The sequence below is a fragment of the Nocardia sp. NPDC058499 genome (assembly GCF_042719915.1).
In the GTDB taxonomy this organism is placed as follows: Bacteria; Actinomycetota; Actinomycetes; order Mycobacteriales; family Mycobacteriaceae; genus Nocardia.
In genome coordinates this window covers 71,956-88,541 of the sequence record NZ_JBHXMZ010000002.1, presented here as the reverse complement: position 1 = coordinate 88,541, position 16,586 = coordinate 71,956, and the positions used below count along the sequence as shown (strand labels likewise).

General features: G+C 67.9%; 16 protein-coding genes. 9 read left to right on the top strand and 7 right to left on the bottom strand.

Annotation, left to right across the window (positions count from 1 at the left end):
• Positions 1-93 precede the first annotated feature (93 nt).
• Positions 94-699: a TetR/AcrR family transcriptional regulator gene (locus ACFWPH_RS05485; RefSeq protein WP_378748327.1), complete on the top strand. Its 606-nt coding sequence runs from the start codon at positions 94-96 to the stop codon at positions 697-699.
• Positions 700-811: 112 nt separating this feature from the next.
• Here ACFWPH_RS05485 and ACFWPH_RS05480 read toward each other — a convergent pair whose 3' ends face one another.
• The 3 genes from ACFWPH_RS05480 to ACFWPH_RS05470 form a co-directional block, all read right to left on the bottom strand.
• Complete coding sequence (locus ACFWPH_RS05480) at positions 812-1,705, bottom strand: hypothetical protein (protein WP_378748326.1); 894 nt, start codon at positions 1,703-1,705, stop codon at positions 812-814.
• Positions 1,706-1,980: 275 nt separating this feature from the next.
• On the bottom strand, positions 1,981-2,376 hold the full coding sequence (locus tag ACFWPH_RS05475) for a cupin domain-containing protein (protein WP_378748325.1): 396 nt from the start codon (positions 2,374-2,376) through the stop codon (positions 1,981-1,983).
• A 35-nt stretch (positions 2,377-2,411) separates the two neighbouring features.
• The gene (locus tag ACFWPH_RS05470; RefSeq protein WP_378748324.1) at positions 2,412-3,434 is read right to left on the bottom strand and encodes a zinc-dependent alcohol dehydrogenase family protein; all 1,023 of its coding nucleotides are present in this window, start codon (positions 3,432-3,434) and stop codon (positions 2,412-2,414) included.
• A 262-nt stretch (positions 3,435-3,696) separates the two neighbouring features.
• On the opposite strand from ACFWPH_RS05470, the gene ACFWPH_RS05465 reads away from it, so the two are divergent.
• On the top strand, positions 3,697-4,572 hold the full coding sequence (locus tag ACFWPH_RS05465; protein ID WP_378748322.1) for a helix-turn-helix transcriptional regulator: 876 nt from the start codon (positions 3,697-3,699) through the stop codon (positions 4,570-4,572).
• A 92-nt stretch (positions 4,573-4,664) separates the two neighbouring features.
• Positions 4,665-5,171: a nuclear transport factor 2 family protein gene (locus tag ACFWPH_RS05460; RefSeq protein ID WP_378748320.1), complete on the top strand. Its 507-nt coding sequence runs from the start codon at positions 4,665-4,667 to the stop codon at positions 5,169-5,171.
• A 39-nt stretch (positions 5,172-5,210) separates the two neighbouring features.
• Here the strand turns inward: ACFWPH_RS05460 and ACFWPH_RS05455 are convergent, their stop codons facing one another.
• The 4 genes from ACFWPH_RS05455 to ACFWPH_RS05440 all read right to left on the bottom strand — a co-directional run bounded on the left by ACFWPH_RS05455 (position 5,211) and on the right by ACFWPH_RS05440 (position 8,593).
• Entirely contained in the window at positions 5,211-5,654 is a 444-nt protein-coding gene (locus ACFWPH_RS05455) for a nitroreductase family deazaflavin-dependent oxidoreductase (RefSeq protein WP_378748318.1), read from the bottom strand.
• Positions 5,655-6,017: 363 nt separating this feature from the next.
• A complete protein-coding gene (gene nrdF, locus ACFWPH_RS05450; RefSeq protein ID WP_280416452.1) occupies positions 6,018-6,980 on the bottom strand; it encodes a class 1b ribonucleoside-diphosphate reductase subunit beta in 963 nt (320 codons plus the stop codon).
• 205 nt (positions 6,981-7,185) lie between these two features.
• Entirely contained in the window at positions 7,186-7,407 is a 222-nt protein-coding gene (locus ACFWPH_RS05445; protein ID WP_378748316.1) for a hypothetical protein, read from the bottom strand.
• A gap of 94 nt (positions 7,408-7,501) precedes the next feature.
• Positions 7,502-8,593 carry an ABC transporter substrate-binding protein gene (locus ACFWPH_RS05440; protein ID WP_378748315.1) on the bottom strand — a complete coding sequence of 364 codons (1,092 nt, stop codon included), beginning with the start codon at positions 8,591-8,593 and terminating at the stop codon, positions 7,502-7,504.
• 431 nt (positions 8,594-9,024) lie between these two features.
• Here ACFWPH_RS05440 and ctaD point away from each other — a divergent pair, with 431 nt between their 5' ends.
• The 6 genes from ctaD to ACFWPH_RS05410 all read left to right on the top strand — a co-directional run bounded on the left by ctaD (position 9,025) and on the right by ACFWPH_RS05410 (position 16,580).
• Positions 9,025-10,773: a cytochrome c oxidase subunit I gene (gene ctaD / locus ACFWPH_RS05435; RefSeq protein ID WP_280417039.1), complete on the top strand. Its 1,749-nt coding sequence runs from the start codon at positions 9,025-9,027 to the stop codon at positions 10,771-10,773.
• A 358-nt stretch (positions 10,774-11,131) separates the two neighbouring features.
• Positions 11,132-12,349 (top strand): phosphoserine phosphatase SerB, encoded by a 1,218-nt coding sequence (gene serB, locus ACFWPH_RS05430; protein WP_378748313.1) that lies wholly within the window; start codon positions 11,132-11,134, stop codon positions 12,347-12,349.
• Positions 12,350-12,863: 514 nt separating this feature from the next.
• Positions 12,864-13,700, top strand: a complete 837-nt coding sequence (locus ACFWPH_RS05425; protein WP_378748312.1) for an aminoacyl-tRNA hydrolase — start codon at positions 12,864-12,866, stop codon at positions 13,698-13,700.
• A 38-nt stretch (positions 13,701-13,738) separates the two neighbouring features.
• Positions 13,739-14,572, top strand: a complete 834-nt coding sequence (locus ACFWPH_RS05420) for an ABC transporter ATP-binding protein (RefSeq protein ID WP_280460827.1) — start codon at positions 13,739-13,741, stop codon at positions 14,570-14,572.
• A gap of 374 nt (positions 14,573-14,946) precedes the next feature.
• Entirely contained in the window at positions 14,947-15,780 is an 834-nt protein-coding gene (locus ACFWPH_RS05415; RefSeq protein ID WP_378749391.1) for an NUDIX hydrolase, read from the top strand.
• An 11-nt stretch (positions 15,781-15,791) separates the two neighbouring features.
• Positions 15,792-16,580, top strand: coding sequence for an enoyl-CoA hydratase-related protein (locus tag ACFWPH_RS05410; RefSeq protein ID WP_378748311.1), 789 nt, complete (start codon positions 15,792-15,794; stop codon positions 16,578-16,580).
• The last annotated feature ends 6 nt before the right edge of the window (positions 16,581-16,586 follow it).

Here is a 16,586-nt window from a genome sequence, read left to right as displayed (position 1 = left end):
CTTCGGAAGAACATCGGCACCCTCACTAGTGCGACAACAGTTGCATTAGGATGATGCCACGACACCACCCATTCGAGCAACCGGATACCGACGATGAACCCACCCGCTTCGCCCCGGCCCCGCCCGGGCGGCCGCACCGCCCGCATCCGCGAACAGGTCCTCGACGCCGTGCGCGCGGAACTCACCGAACACGGCTACGACGCCCTCACCGTCGATACGGTCGCCGCCCGCGCCGGCGTGCACCGCACCACGGTGTACCGCCGCTGGTGCGATACCGGCGGCCTCATCGCCGACCTCTTCGCCGCCGCCGCCGATATCGACTGGCACCCCCGCGACACCGGCTCGCTACGCGGCGACCTGGCGGCCCTGAACGCCGAAATCCAGGACTCCTTCACCGAGCAGCCTTCCATCGCGGCGGCGCTGGTCGCGGTGTCGTTCCGCTCGGACGAGGCGGCCCGGGCCCTGCAACAACTCTGGGAAGACCGCTACACCCAATCCGAGATCGTCGTCGAACGAGCCCTCCGCCGCGGTGAACTCCCACCCCACACCGACCCCCGCGCTCTCCTCATCGCCGCCACCGCCCCTCTCTACCACCACCTCGTACTTCTCCGAACCCCACCCGACGCCGCCCTCCCGGACCGCGCCGCCCACGCCGCCACCCTGGCCGGTCGAGCCGGGGCCTTCACCCCACCGCAGTAGCGCTGTTCCCACCGGGCCGACACCCTTGGTGCCGATCGGGTTGCCTTGTGTCGTGCGGGCTACCTACGCTTCGGGCCCTGGCTACGGTGCTGGCGCACAGCGGATCCGGTGATCAGGGAGCGGGGTACTTCTTCATCAGCGCGTCGCGCGCGCGTTCCACGGCCGAGTGATCGCCGCCGAGAACGGTCACAGTGGGCACCGCATCGCCCGCCACCGGCGGACCGACCACGAAGGTGTAGCCGATCTGCTCACCGTCGCCGAAACCGAACGCGAACACCTGCCGACCGTCGAGAATGACGATCTCGTCTTGCATGATCTCCGTCTCGACCTGGTACTCGTACCCTATCGTCAGCGCGGGCACCGGCTCGACACGGCAGAGGTGCACCACCTGGTTCTCCGCTGCCGGTAGCGCCGGAGTGGCGCCGATTTCGGGAAGGATCTCGCAGGGGTCGGCGCCGGTGAGCACGCTGCGTGCCGAATCGGGTGAGGTGCCGTAGGGCGGGCTCGCGGGCAACTGGGCGATAGGGGACTCGATCAGTTCGTCTCCGATAGCGCAGGTGTCCACGGCGGGCGGGCCTTTCACGCTCAGCAGGATCTGCGTCATGGACGGGAATTGCGCGGTGACCCAGCAGGCGTTGACCTCGTTGGCCGAACTCTCGCCCGAGGGATCGAGAATTTCGACCGATACATCCCCGACCCGTCGATCTTCGTCGACCTCGCTCCCGCCGGGCGCCCACGCCAGCGTCCAGGTGAGCTCGAGCGGCGCGGACTCACCGTCCACCGTCGCCCGGCAACCGGCGATCATCGCACTACCCGAACGAACTTCGCGTACGGTCCCGTGCTCCTCGAGAGCCGACCGCGGCAGCAGAGCGCACGGATCGACCTCCCGGATACGCCGCATCAACTCCCAGTGCTGCTCATCCGTCGTCGCCACCTCGAACCAGATCGGGTCGGCCGTCGCGGCGTCGCTGTCGCTCTGGCACGCGGTGACCGCGAGGATCGTCATTGCCAGCAGAACTGCCGACCCGGCCGCGAGTACGCCACGGAATCGCCGTGCCGTCCATTGCCGGGCTCGCCCCGGGCTCGACCCGGCAGAACTTCCGGTGCCCGGCGCGCGACGCAATGACATCCCCCTCCGTTCGCTGCGCTCAGCCATGCTGAGCGACAGGTGTATTCGAGCGGTAACTCTACGGCGTGCCGGGCCGCCGAACCAGTGGGACCGCCGGTGCCCGGACGAATTCGGGTACGAATCGCGGTATCGGCAGTCCGGGAACAGATTTGTCAGAGGTAGGTGGCGGCCCGGTTGTAGTCTGCGGCATCGACAGGTTCGGTCCACACGACGTCGTCACCCTCCCAGAGCGCGAAGTGGGTCATGAAACGGTCGGGTCCGGCGCCGTGCCAGTGCTCCTCGCCGGGTGGGCACCAGACGGTATCGCCGGGGTTCAGGACCGCCACCTCCCCGCCGCGGGTGACGACCAGTGCGGTGCCCTCGGTGACGTGCAGGGCCTGGCCGAGGGCATGGGTGTGCCAGTTCGTGCGGGCGCCGGGGCCGAAGTGCACCGCATTGAGCCGTGCTCTGGAAGGCTCTTCGCCGCGATAGACGGTGTCGAACCAGACGGGGCCGGTGAAGAGCTCGGCGGGCGCCTTGGTGGTCGCCGGTTTACCCAGTATGTCCATCGGATCCTCCCGGGTCGTATCGAATGGGCCGGATATCAGACGGTCAGCAGGACCTTGGTGGCGCGGCGTTCGTCCATGGCGCGGTAGCCCTCGGCGGCCTGTTCCAGGGGGAGGGTGAGATCGAAGACCTCACCGGGGTCGATATCGCCGCGGACGATGAGATCGATCAGGTCGGGCAGGAAGCGGCGTACCGGGGCGGGGCCGCCGTGCAGGTGCACGCCGGAGAAGAACAGTTGCATACCGTCGAGTTGCACATCGTGGGCGACACCGACGTAGCCGACGTGCCCGCCGGGGCGGGTCGCGCGGATGGCCTGCATCATCGACTCCTGGGTGCCGACCGCCTCGATGGTCGAATGCGCGCCCAGCCCGCCGGTGAGTTCCTTGATTCTGGTGACGCCGGCCTTACCGCGTTCCTCGACGATGTCGGTGGCACCGAACTTCCGGGCCAGTGCCTGCCGGTCGGCGTGGCGGCTCATGGCGATGATGCGGTCGGCGCCGAGTTGTTTCGCGGCGAGGACGGCGAGCAGCCCGACCGCGCCGTCGCCGACGACCACGACGGTCTTGCCGGGCCCCGCCTCGGCGGCCACCGCGGCGAACCAGCCGGTACCGAGCACATCGGAGGCCGCGAGCAGGCTCGGATACTGCGCGGCGGTCGGTTCGCCGGGGACCGGGACCAGGGTGCCGTCGGCCCAGGGGATACGGGCCCGCTCGGCCTGTGTGCCGATAGAACCGATCGGTATGTTGTGTACGCAGCGGCTCTGATAACCGGCCCGGCAGATCTCGCAGGTGTTGTCGGAGGCGAAGAACGATCCCACCACGAAATCGCCGACCGCGAGATCGCGCACCCGGGCCCCGATCTCCTCGACCACGCCGATGTATTCGTGTCCCATCGGTGCGGGCCCATCGATCTGCTCGACGCCGCGATAGGGCCACAGATCCGACCCGCATATGCAGGTGGCGGCGATCCGGATCACCGCATCCGTGGGTTCGATGATCTCCGGCTCGGTGCGCTCTTCGACCCGCACATCGCCGGGGGCGTACAGGATGACTCCACGCATTGTCAGGTTCTCCTTTGCTCGTTGTCCGGAGATCGTTCCGCTTCCGGGCCGCGACCTCACGGCACCACGCGGCGTCGTGACACCGCGGAGACCACGTAGCCGCCGGTGCGGACAGTCACCCGGTGATTCGCCGGGCGGCACCGGCAACGGATGTTCACCGGTGGTGCCAGTCAACCCCGGTTGCGGCGATCCGGGGAGTCTCCCTCGAGACGTGTACCGGCAGGGCACCCCAGTAGCGTCGGCACGCCCCTACGCTGGGGCTATGGGTAATCGGCAGGAAGTGCGCGAGTTCCTCATGTCGCGGCGCGCCAAGATCACCCCGGAACGCGCGGGGCTGCCGGCCGCACCGAATCGCCGGGTGCCCGGCTTGCGCCGATCGGAAGTGGCGGCGCTGGCCGGGGTCAGCGTCGAGTACTACGCGAAACTGGAACGCGGCGCCATCGCGGGCGCTTCGGCATCCGTACTCGATGCCATGTCCCGGGCGCTGCAACTCGACGACACCGAACGCGCCCACCTGTTCGACCTCGCGCGCGCCGCGGACGGAATCCCCATCTCCGGGCGCCCTCGTCGCCGCGCGACCAAACCCGCCGCCGCGCGGCCGAGCCTGCAGTGGGCGGTGGACAGCATCCGCGACGCCGTCGCCTTCGTCCGCAACCCGCAGCAGGACCTCCTGGTGACCAACGAACTCGGACGTGCGTTCTACTCTCCGCTGCTCGGTTCCGCCGGGCGGATACCGAATCTCGCGCGCTTCCAGTTCCTCGACCCCGCAGCCCACGACTTCTATCCGGATTGGGACCTGTTCGCCGAAATGTGCGTGGCGATCATGCGGACCGAAGCGGGCCGCGATCCGCACGACCGCGAACTACAGGACCTCGTCGGCGAATTGTCCACACGCAGCGAAACTTTCCGCCGTCTCTGGGGTACCCATGATGTCCGAACCCACGGGTCGGGTACCAAACGGTTCTGCCACCCCGAAGTGGGCGAACTGGTGCTGGCCTACGAGGAACTCGCCATCACGGCCGAACCGGGGCTCATTCTCATGATCTACACGCCCGAACCCGGCTCACCCTCGGCCCAGCGTCTGCAGATCCTCGCGTCGTGGGCGCGGACTGTAGGTGCCGAGACCGAACAGCACTGAGCGTCGAGGCGCGGAGCTACACTGCGCGAGGACCGAACCGCTCAGCCCGCCGATTCCGTCGGCCGCCTGACCCTTGTCCGAGGAGGGCCCCTATGTCGCCTGCACCGCTACCGCAATCCGAGGAAACCGATCTGGCGCAGCGGCTGGCGCGATTGGAGGCCGTCGAGGCGATCAAGGCTCTCAAGCACCGTTACCTGCGGGCGTGTGACGCCAAGGACCCGAAGGCTTTCCGGGAGTGTTTCGTCGCCGCGGGCGCTGCGGTCGACTACGGGGCGCTCGGCTCGTTCGATGCCGACGGTATGGCGGCGGTGTTCGAGAAGATCGCGTTGCAGAAGGTCGACGGGAAGAACGTGATCCTCGATATGCATCACGGGACCCATCCCGATATCACCGTCCACGACACGGAGCGCGCCTCGGGGAAATGGACGCTGAAATTCCGGCAGGTGAACCTGATCGAGAACACCGAGACGGTGATGACCGGGGAGTACGACGACGAATACGTTGTCGAGGACGGCGGATGGAAGATCGCCGCGTGCCGGTTCGAGCAGTACTGGTCGATCACGCGGCCGGTCGACGACACCTGCCGGGTCGCGCAGTAGGGGGCGCGAACCGGCAGGCGCGCTCGCGAGGAGAGGGTGTCAGGCGTCCTCGATACGGAACAACGTGCACCGGCCGGCCAGTGCGGCGAATTCGTCGGGGTCGTCGCCGGTCACGACCCCGGACTTGATCATGACCGGGACACCGGTGGGCACCAGCCGCGGGAACTCCCGCAGCACCGGCTCGCTGTCGGCGGCCGGGACCTCCACCAGGCGCACCGTCCGCTTCCGCCGCCCGATCTTCAGTTCCGCGGTGTCGGCGGCCCGGACGTTCTTCACCCAGTCGGCGCCGGGAATACCGCCGAGAACGTATTCGGCGCCGTCGTATTCGAACGGTGTCACCGGCGTGGTGCGGAGCTTGCCCGATTTGCGGCCCGGAACGGTGAGCAACGCCATCGGCAGCGCGACCCCCACCCGGCTGACGGCGACCATCGCCCGATTCATGGGTTTCAGCCAACCGGGAATCTTTACGGTATCGCCTGCCATCGCGCGCTCCTCGAACTCGGGCGCCGCATCCGCGCCCCGACCGGATCGAGCCGTCCGATGCGGCCCGCTCCGGCAGCGTAGCGGTTACGGGCGACAGCCGCCGTCCCGTCAGCATCGTGCTCGCCCTGATCCCATGGCGTAATGCCGGCCCCGCACCCGTCACGGACGCATCCGGCAACCCGTCACACGAGGCCGTCACTCCGGCCGGGGCACTGTTGCTGAGCCGGCGTCACCCCGAAACCCGGACGACGACGAGATCCCGCCGCGGCGGGGGAGTCGACCGGCCACCGCACGTAGTCCGACGATCCGAAGGTCACCGGCACGGTTCCGAGTTCCTCGGATGCCCGTGCCGGTGTGCGGGGATCAGAAATCCCAGTCGTCGTCTTCGGTGTTGACGGCCTTGCCGATCACATAGCTGGAACCCGAGCCGGAGAAGAAGTCGTGGTTCTCATCGGCGTTGGGGGACAGCGCCGACAGGATCGCCGGGTTGACCTCGGTTTCGTCCTTCGGGAACAGGCCCTCGTAGCCGAGGTTCATCAGCGCCTTGTTGGCGTTGTAGCGGAGGAACTTCTTGACGTCCTCGGTGAGACCGACCTCGTCGTAGAGGTCCTGGGTGTATTCGACCTCGTTGTCGTACAGCTCGAACAGCAACTCGAAGGTGTAGTTCTTCAGCTCGTCGCGTTCGGCCTGGGTGACCTGCTCGAGGCCGCGCTGGTACTTGTAGCCGATGTAGTAGCCGTGCACCGCCTCGTCCCGGATGATCAGGCGGATCATATCGGCGGTATTGGTGAGCTTGGCCCGCGACGACCAGTGCATCGGCAGATAGAAACCGGAGTAGAACAGGAAGCTCTCCAGCAGCGTCGAGGCGACCTTGCGCTTGAGCGGGTCGTCGCCGCGGTAGTAGTCGAGGACGATCTCCGCCTTGCGCTGAAGGTTGCGGTTCTCCTCCGACCAGCGGAAGGCATCGTCGATCTCCCGGGTGGAGCACAGCGTGGAGAAGATCGAGCTGTAGCTCTTGGCGTGCACCGATTCCATGAACGCGATATTGGTGAGCACCGCCTCTTCGTGCGGGGTCAGCGCATCGGGGATGAGGCTGACCGCGCCGACCGTGCCCTGGATGGTGTCCAGCAGGGTGAGCCCGGTGAACACCCGCATGGTGAGCTGCTTCTCGTCGGGAGTAAGGGTGGCCCAGGACGGGATGTCGTTGGATACCGGCACCTTCTCGGGGAGCCAGAAGTTACCGGTGAGCCGATCCCAGACCTCGGCATCCTTCTCGTCGGGTACCCGATTCCAGTTGATGGCCGAAACCCGATCGATGAGCTTCATGCTTTTTCCACGCCCTTCCCAACGACTCCGACTACGACTGACTGCCAGCGCTCCGCGTGCCGTAACACTACCCCTGAGACGGCGAATAGCCACTATCCCTTGGGGGTGGATTGCCAAGCGGTACCACAAGTTGTGTTCTGCGCGTCGGATGCGCTAGAGAGCGGAACTTCGGCGCGCCGTGACCGCAGGCGTCGCCGAGCGTACTTCAGTCGTCGCCGGGGGGCTTGTGCCGCCCGCCGGAGCCGTCGTCGCCCGAGGACGAGGGGGACATGGCCAGGCCGAAGGCCAATCCGAAACCGATACCGAGACCCACCCCGAGGGCAAGATTGCCGAGGACCGCGAGGCCGAGCGGGATCCCGATCGCCACTCCGATGGCGATCCCGATACTCAACCGGTAACCGAGTGAGCGATCACCACCGGCGCCCATACTTCGACGGTACCGGCGTCAGACGCTCTCACCTGCGATTTCGGTATTCCGAGATGGTCTCGGGGAGGTTGCGAACGGGAATTCGGCGCCGGGCTCACTCCATCACGTAGGAGTTGAGGCTGTCCTGGATATCGGTGAGTACCGCACGCGCCGAGGTCAGGCCCGTGGTGTGCCAGAGGGCGTCGTCGACCACGAAGGTGCGGCCGTCGGTGGCCGCACCGAGTTCTTTCCACTCCGGCGAACGCATCACCGATTCGCCGTGCTCCTGCCCCTCCGGGCCGGCGAACATGACATAGATGAGATCGCCCTCGGCGGCCACGGGATCGGATTCGTCCAGCGGTTCCGATTCGTCGCGCTGCGCGGCCGGTCGCTGCGCGCCGGTATCGGCGAGGACCTGCGCCGCGAAGGTTTCACTGCCCATGATCTCGCTGCCGGTGGCGGTGAACCGGACCAGGGATGCCTCGGTGAACGCCGCATTGATGGATTTACCGGTATCGGCGGCCTCGGTGCGGTAGTTGTCGAGCGCCTCCCGCCCGGCCGTGGCGCGGCCCATGGCACCCGCGAACGCGCTGAACTGCTCCTCCCAGGTCTTGTCGGTGCCGATCAGGACCGTCGGGGCGATATCGCTCAGGGCGGCGTAGTCGGCCCGGCCGGCCGGTACCTCGCCGATGATGAGATCGGGATCCAGCTGGGCGATGAGCGCGGGGTCGGGATCGGTGGCGAGACCGACGCCGGGGACCTCCAGGACCCCGTACCCCAGGTATCCCGGCTGGGGAGACGGACCGGGCACGGTGGTGGCGCCGACGACCCGCTCCCACAGGCCCACGGCGCAGGTCGCATCGAGCGCGGAGGTGCCGAGCACCACGATCCGCTGCGGATCGGCCGGAACCCGCGAATCCCCCGAGGCATGCCGGACGGTGCGAGTGGGGCCGTCGGCCGGATCGGCGGGAGTGGGCAGGGAACAGGCCTGTGAGGTATCCCGCTCGATCCCCACCACGCCCGCGCCGGCGATCTTGGTGGTGGTGCGGACGATCGACGCCGAGTTATCGGGTTGGCTCGCACAACCGGCCACCGCCACCGCGATACAGGCGAGCGCGGCGCCCACGAACCGGTGGGCGCGGCGCACCCGGGTGGAGTTCCGGGGTTTGCGCACGGCTGGGGTACGGACAGCAGGGCTCACCGGCATGCCGGGAAGGGTACATGCTGTGTCATGGCGCCGCCTCCGGCGTCGCGGGGTTCGGGGCCCCAGAGGTCTCGTTCTTCACTCCTCCGCTCCTCCGCTTCGCTCCCCCGCTCCGTCGCTCCAGAACGAGACGGGCCCCGAACCTTTGGGGTGGGCCGGGTGTTCTTGTGCCCTGGCGGGTGGGGTTGCGGTTCGGTGTTCGGAGGGGCGGTGGGGCGACGTACCGGTGGGCCGGTGTGCTGTTGGCGGGCCAGGGTTGCGGGGGCCTCGGGGAGCCGGTAGTACGACACAGAGTAGGACCCGTTCGGTCGCCGCTCGGCGGACGGTTTACGATTCGAGAAGCGCAAGCTAACCGTTGGCTGTCCCGCGCGACGGGGCAGCGGGCAAACAGTGGAGCCTGCGGAGCGACCCTAAAGGCACCTTCAGGAGGATCAGTGACTGCCGTAGAGCCCAAGCCAGTCCCGCAGGGGGTGGAAGCGACTCGGCCATTTCCGGCACGATTGGGGCCGAAGGGGTCGTTCATATACAAGGCGGTGACAACCACGGACCCGAAGGTCCTGGGTGTCATGTACTTGACCACCTCGATGGCGTTCTTCCTCATCGGCGGCCTGATGGCACTGATGATGCGTGGTGAACTCGCTCGCCCAGGCCTGCAGTTCCTTTCGCCCGAGCAGTTCAACCAGCTGTTCACCATGCACGGCACGATCATGCTGCTGTTCTATGCGACCGCGATCGTGTTCGGTTTCGCCAACATCATCCTGCCGCTGCAGATCGGCGCCCCCGACGTCGCCTTCCCGCGACTGAACGCCTTCAGCTACTGGCTGTACGCGTTCGGCGCCACCATGGCGACCGCGGGCTTCATCACCCCCGGCGGTGCCGCGGACTTCGGCTGGACGGCGTACGTGCCGCTCACCGATATCCTGCATTCGCCGGGCGTGGGCACCGACCTGTGGATCATGGGCCTGGCCGTCTCCGGTCTGGGCACCATCCTCGGTGGTGTGAACATGCTGACGACGGTGGTCTGCCTGCGCGCTCCGGGCATGACCATGTTCCGGATGCCCATCTTCACCTGGAACATCGCCGTCACCAGCGTGCTGGTGCTGCTCGCGTTCCCGCTGCTCACCGCCGCCCTGATGGGTCTGGCCTACGACCGCCACCTCGGCGGCCACATCTACGACCCCGGCACCGGCGGTATCCTGCTCTACCAGCACCTGTTCTGGTTCTTCGGGCATCCCGAGGTGTACATCATCGCGCTGCCGTTCTTCGGCATCGTCTCCGAAATCTTCCCGGTGTTCAGCCGGAAACCGATCTTCGGATACACCACCCTGGTCTACGCGACCCTCGGTATCGCGGCCCTGTCCATCGCCGTGTGGGCACACCATATGTACGCCACCGGCGCGGTCCTGCTGCCGTACTTCTCGTTCATGACCTTCCTGATCGCGGTCCCGACCGGCGTGAAGTTCTTCAACTGGATCGGCACCATGTGGAAGGGGCAATTGACGTTCGAATCACCGATGTTGTTCTCGGTGGGCTTCCTCGTCACCTTCCTGTTCGGTGGTCTGTCCGGTGTCATCCTGGCCAGCCCGCCGCTGGACTTCCACGTCACCGACTCCTACTTCGTGGTCGCGCACTTCCACTACGTGCTCTTCGGCACCATCGTGTTCGCCACCTACGCCGGTATCTACTTCTGGTTCCCGAAGATGACCGGCCGCATGCTGGACGAACGCCTCGCGAAATGGCACTTCTGGACCACCTTCCTCGGCTTCCACCTCACCTTCCTGGTGCAGCACTGGCTGGGTGCGGAAGGTATGCCCCGCCGCTACGCCGACTACCAGGCCGGTGACGGGTTCACCACGCTGAACACCATCTCCACCATCGGCGCCTTCATCCTCGGCGCCTCGATGCTGCCGTTCCTGTGGAACGTCTTCAAGAGCTACCGCTACGGCGAAGTGGTGACGGTGGACGATCCGTGGGGTTACGGCAACTCGCTGGAATGGGCCACCAGCTGCCCGCCGCCGCGGCACAACTTCTACGAACTGCCGCGGATCCGGTCCGAACGTCCCGCCTTCGAATTGCACTACCCGCATATGATCGAGCGGATGCGCAAGGAAGCGCACGTCGGATTCAACGGTGGAGCCAAACACCACGATCCCGACGTGGAGAAGAAGCTGGTCAAATCCTGACCCGCTCCCGCAGTACACAGACACAGCCCGTCGGCCCAGGTCGGCGGGCTGTGTCTTTTGGCGCCGCCTTCGGCGGCGCGGGGTTTCGGCCCTTCAGGTCCATGCTTTCCGCCCGCGATACTCGCGGCTGCGCCGCATTGTCTCGCGGGCGGAAAGCATGGACGGGCCGAAACCCTTTCAGGTGCCTCGCTGAACTCGGCGCCGTGGTTGGGCGGTTCGGCCATGGGCGGGCGGTATCGGGTGGGGTGGGGGGAACTTTCGGCGGGGCTTGCGCTTAGATTGTGGTGGGGTTTTCGGTCCTGCGACCGGCGTAGCGTTGCGCATCCCGGAGGCGACGCGGATGAATACAGGAGAGGTTTTGGCCGAGACGACCGTTCTCGTCACCGTTACCGGGCCCGACCGTCCGGGCGTGACGTCGGTGTTGTTGACCGCGCTGTCGCGGCATCGGGTGAGTCTGCTCGATATCGAGCAGGTGGTGATCCGCGGCCGGCTCACGCTGGGCGTGCTGGTCAGCTGCCCCTCTGATCCCGAGGCTTTGCAGGACGAGCTCGAAGAAGCGATGAACACCGTCGGCATGCAGGTCGATGTGAATGCCGGTGCCGATGCCGCCCGGGCCCCTGTTTCCACGCATGCCGTGGTGGTGCTGGGCGCGCCGGTGACGGCGCGGGCGTTCAGCGCGGTATCGCGGGAGCTGGCCGCGCTCGGTGTGAACATCGATCTGATTCGCGGGATCGCCGACTATCCGGTCACCGGGATGGAGCTCATGGTCACCGCCCCCGATCGGGCGGGCGATACCGATTCGCAGTTGCGGACGGCGCTGGCCGAGGTCGCGGTCACCGAGCGCGTCGATATCGCGGTGGAGCGGGCCGGGCTGGCACGGCGGGCCAAACGGCTCATCGTGTTCGATGTGGATTCCACCCTCATCCAGGGGGAGGTCATCGAAATGCTGGCCGCCTACGCGGGTGTGGAAGAGCAGGTGCGCGCAGTCACCGAGGCGGCGATGCGCGGTGACATCGATTTCGCGGAATCGCTGCGGCAGCGGGTCGCGACCCTGGCCGGGCTGGACGAATCGGTGATCGCGGAGGTCGCGGCGACCATCGCCCTGACACCGGGGGCGCGCACAACCATTCGGACCCTGAAACGTCTCGGTTTCCGGTGCGGTGTGGTCTCCGGTGGATTCCGGCAGGTGATCGACCCGCTCGCCCGCGAACTCGACCTCGACTTCGTACAGGCCAATGTGCTGGAAGTGGTCGACGGCACACTCACCGGCCGGGTGGTCGGGCAGATCGTGGACCGCGCCTACAAGGCGACCGCACTGCGGGCGTTCGCGGCCGAATCCGGGGTCCCGATGGAGCAGACGGTCGCCGTCGGCGACGGGGCCAACGATATCGATATGTTGAACGCGGCGGGTCTGGGTGTGGCGTTCAACGCCAAACCGGCGCTGCGGGAGGTCGCCGATACGGCCCTGTCGCATCCCTACCTCGACGCGGTCCTGTTCATCCTCGGGGTCACCCGCGACGAGGTGGAGGCCGCAGACGCGGAAGACGGGCTGCTACGACGGGTACCACTGGGGTAGCTGTGTTTTTTGGCGGCGCCTGCGGCGCCGCGGGGTTCGGCCCTTCAGGTCCATGCTTTCCGCCCGCGATACTCGCGGCTGCGCCGCATTGTCTCGCGGGCGGAAAGCATGGACGGGCCGAAACCTTTCAGGGCCTCGCTGAACTCGGCACCGCCGTTGGTTGCGTGGGTGTCCGGGGCTGGTGGTGACGTGTCCGGGGCCGGTGGTTGCGTGGGAGTCCGGGATCGGTGGTTGCGTGGGAGTCCAGGGTCGGTGGTTGCGTGGGAGTCCGGGGCGGAGCTTCTGCACATTCGACGATGTCCGGCGGTGAGCGCGGTTCGGTGTGGTCGCTCGATTGGACGAGTCTCGGAATGTCTCGCGAGCTCGATGCTGCTGGACGCGTGACGTCGGTCGGGCGGTGCGTACCTGCTGCGCTGCCGGAGGGGATTGCGGAAGCAGGTCCACGGCGGGCGGGGCGCGGATGCGTAGGTAGGCTGTCGACCGGTGTTGGTCGGGTGCTTGGAGGCTTTGTGTGATGCTGCCGGATAGCGGCGGGAATATGGTGGCAGGCGGTCACGAATGGGACGAGGTGGGGGACCTGCCGCCGGACCCGGAGGCCGATATCTTCGGTGACCCAGGGTTTTCCGAGCGCCACGCGGAACTCGCCGCGGGGTACGGGGGCTCGGGCGACCCCGACGATCCCGCCCAGGTGCAGGCCATGCAGATGGTGTTGCATCTGCCCAAGACCGATCCGCCCGCGCGCAGCGATCTGCTCGCCGCCGCGGCCGGTGCGGCGGTGGCGCTGTGCCTTGATCCGCGGGTGGGTTCCGCGGGCGAATGGGAGCAGCCGTATCTGGCGTGGAAGCGGTCGCGGATCCGGAAGGTCGCCCGGCGGGCGCGGGGTGCGCAGTGGGCGGCCGCGAACGAGGTGCCCGGGGTGACCGTCGAAAGCGGTGGTGCGCTGGTGCGGGCGTTGGTGCCGGGACCGGTGGGGTCGGTGGATCCGCGGATCCGGCGGCTCCAGATCGGTGGCACCGACCTGGAATCCGACGATCCGGGCCCGGTTCCGCTGGATGTGCCGGTGTTCTGGGTGAATGCCGCGCTGGGGATGACGGTCGGTAAGGCCGCGGCGCAGGTCGGGCATGCGAGCATGTTGTTCGCCGGCGCGCTGCCCGTGGAGCAGGCGCGGGCCTGGGCGCAGCGCGGATTCGCCTGCGCGGTCCGCGAAGCCGAGCCCGACGAATGGGAGATGCTGCGCACCGCGGTGGCGCGTAGCGCGGCGACCGCCGTACGTGATGCGGGTTTCACCGAGGTGGCCCCCGGTTCGACCACGGTGATCGCCACCCGCCCGGCGCGACTCGATCAGCGGTAGCGTGCCCGGTGCCGCGGCCGAGGATGTCTCGAGACAAGATGGAGGCCGTGGCGCACCCCGATCCAGATCTGCTCATCGACTTCACCGACGTCTCCATCCGCCGCAACGGGCATACGCTCGTCGGGCCTGTCACCTGGCAGGTCGAACTCGACGAACGCTGGGTGATATTGGGGCCCAACGGGGCCGGTAAAACGTCGCTGCTGCAGATCGCGGCCGCGGAAGCCCATCCTTCCTCCGGAACCGCCTACGTGCTGGCCGAACGCCTGGGCCGGACGGATATCAGCGAGCTGCGGCCGCGGATCGGCCTGTCCTCGGCGGCGCTGGCGGCCCGGATCCCCGCCGAGGAACGGGTCGCCGATCTGGTCGTCTCCGCGGGGTACGCGGTACTCGGCCGGTGGCGCGAGAAGTACGACGATGTCGATACCGACCGCGCGATCGATATGCTGGAAAGCCTGGGCGCGGAACACCTTCTGGACCGCACCTACGGCACGCTCTCGGAGGGCGAACGCAAACGGGTGCTGATCGCGCGCGCACTCATGACCGACCCGGAGCTGCTGCTGCTCGACGAACCGGCCGCCGGTGTGGACCTGGGGGGTCGCGAGGAACTGGTGGAAAGCCTCGGCGATCTCGCCGCCGACCCCGACTCGCCCGCCCTGGTGCTGGTCACCCACCACGTCGAGGAGATCCCGCCCGGTTTCACCCACTGCATGCTGCTCAGTGAGGGTGAAATCGTCACCCAGGGCCTGCTGGACGAGGTGCTGACCGCGGAGAACCTCAGCGAGGCGTTCCGTCAATCCATCGCCCTGGACCGTATCGACGACCGCTATTTCGCGCGTCGCGCCCGCCGCCTCGGCCGCCACCGCTCCCGCTGAGCTGTATCCATGGCGCCGCCTCCGGCGGCGCGGGTTCGGGGCCCTATTGGTCTAGTTCTTCACTCCGCCGCTCCTCCGCTTCGCTCCCGCGCTCTGTCGCTCCAGAACGAGACGGGCCCCGAACCACGGAGGCTGCCTGATCGCATGCGGAGAAACGGGCTGGAGTCGGATGTGGACCGGCCGGGCGGTATCCGAACCGGAGCGCCCGGTGGGGCGCCGAGTTCAGCGGTGCCCCACGCGCGCGGCCACTCGGGCCCGGCGCTGGTGGTGGGCGATCGTGGTCGGCGGAGGACAAGAGTTACTGTGCAGGGGTGAGTGAGACGACTGTGCCGGATTCCAGCGAGGTGCCCGAAGCCAAGGATGCATCGACGGTGATGCTGGTGCGTGACGGCGCGGCCGGCCCGGAGGTATTCCTGCAGCGGCGGGCCGGGGCGATGGAGTTCGCGGCCGGGATGACAGCCTTTCCCGGTGGCCGGGTGGATCCGGTCGACGCGGAGGTCGATATCGACTGGGCCGGCCCGGCACCGAGCTGGTGGGGGCAGCGGTTCGGGGTATCCGAGGCGCGGGCCAAGGCACTCGTCTGCGCGGCCGTGCGGGAGACCTTCGAGGAATGCGGGGTGCTGCTGGCCGGCCCCACCGCGGACACCGTGGTCGCGGATACCGCCGGTTACCGTCGGCAGCGCGAGCGGATCGAGGGCCGGGACCTGACGCTGGCCGAGTTCCTGGCCGAGGAGAAGCTGGTCCTGCGCGCCGATCTGCTGCGGCCGTGGGCGCGGTGGATCACCCCGACCGTGGAGCGACGCCGCTACGACACCCATTTCTTCGTCGCGATGCTGCCCGCGGGCCAGCTGGCCGACGGAGCGACCTCGGAATCCGACGGCGTGCACTGGTCCACCCCGGCCGCCGCGCTGGCCACCTGGAAAGCCGGCGAACAGGTCCTGCTGCCTCCGACCTGGTCGCAGCTGACCTCGCTCGGCGCATTCTCCGACACTGCGGAGATCCTCGCCGCCGAACCCCCGATCGAACCTATCCAGCCGGAATTCGGTCCCGTGGACGGGAAGATGCTGCTGCAATTCCCCGACAACATGAGCTATTTCGCCGACATACCGGATACGTCCCGCCTGCAGGGCTCGAAGGGGATGCGCGATACCGATCCCTCGCTGCTGGGTGGCTCCGGGCGCGGCGGCGCCGGTTCGGGCGCCCGGTAGCGTATCGGCTCATGGCCGAATTCGTATCCCTGTCCCGGCTCGAACCCGACCACACGGGCGGTTCCGGCCGCTGCGTGGCGGTGCTGCGGATCGCCCGGCCGCCGCTGAACCTGTTCGGCACCCAGCTGATCCGGGAGATCGCCGCGGCAGCCGAGGCCTGTGGCGCGGATTCCGGGATCGCGGCGCTGGTGGTCTACGGCGACGAGCGGGTTTTCTGTGCGGGTGACGACCTGGCCGAACTCGCCGCCCTACCGGCGGAACAGGCCACTGCCATGGCCGCCGATCTGCAGACGGCACTGGGCTGCCTGGCCCGCATCCCGCAACCGGCAGTCGCGGCGATCAGCGGGTATGCGCTCGGCGCCGGGCTCGAACTGGCCCTGGGCGCGGACCGGCGAATCATCGGCGACAACGTCAAACTCGGACTTCCGCAGATCGGCACCGGAATGATCCCGCTCGCCGGCATCCGGCAGCTGTCGATGCTGATCGGCCCGGGTGCCGCCAAGGACCTCGTCTACACGGGGCGTTTCGTCGAACCCGGCGAGGCCGCGCGGCTGGGTCTGGTGGATCAGGTGGTCGCACCCGACGATGTGCTCGATTCGGCAATCGCCTGGGCCCGGCAGTTCAGCACCGGCCCGGCCCGTGCGCTGGCGGCCGCCAAAGCGGTGTTCGAGGCGGGACCGCACGGCCACGAACGGGCCCGCACCGAATGGGCACACCTGTTCGATACCGCCGACCAGCGCCTGGGAACACGGTCCTACCTGCAGGACGGGCCGGGGTTCGCGGAGTTCACCGGCGCCTGAACGAGG